The 589-nt window shown below is 73.3% G+C and carries 1 protein-coding gene; it reads right to left on the bottom strand.

Translation table 11 applies throughout. From position 1 onward, the window contains the following. Positions 1 to 589, bottom strand: a 589-nt coding sequence (locus KBI52_RS00970) for a calcium-binding protein (RefSeq protein WP_371823089.1), incomplete at both ends; no start/stop codon positions are given.

Raw genomic sequence — 589 nt, 5'->3', positions numbered from 1 at the left:
CGCCGCCGCCGCCGTGCAGCCAGTCGTTGCCGGCCCCGCCAGAGAGCCAATCCTGCCCGCCCTCGCCCGAGAGCCGGTCGCGCCCGGCCTCGCCGGAGAGCCGGTCGTTGCCCTCGCCGCCGAACAGCCAGTCGTCGCCGCCCGCCGTCAGGATGGTGTCGTGGCCGCCCAGGCCCGACACCAGGTCGTTGCCCTGGCCGGTATGCGCATTGGAGCCGCGGCCCAGGGCGATGGTCTCGCTGCGCTCGTCGCCCGTGAGGGTGAGCCCGCCCGACCAGGGCAGGGCGGCACGCTCGTCGGACAGGACGACCTTGACCGTGTCGGCATACTGGCCGCGGCTGCCGTAATCGGCGAAGTACAGGTAGTGCTGGGCAGGGCTGCCGGCGCCGGTCGGCACGGGGCTGTTGAGCAGGAGGCTCACCTGCCCGGCCTCGCCCAGCGACAGGGTTCCCTTGCTGCCGTTGGCGTCCCCATCGGCCAGGCCGAGGGTGGCGATGGCCGGGTCGTAGACGTTGCCGGGCACGGTGCCGAACAGGTGCGAGCTGTCCCACGGCCCCAGATCACCCAGAACCCACTGCGCGAGGTAGCC

Origin of the sequence: Microvirga sp. HBU67558 (assembly GCF_018069605.1) — a bacterium.
GTDB classification, from domain to species: Bacteria; Pseudomonadota; Alphaproteobacteria; order Rhizobiales; family Beijerinckiaceae; genus Microvirga; species Microvirga terrae.
Note: the sequence above shows the minus strand (reverse complement) of the source record. Positions and strands in the feature narration are given on the sequence as shown.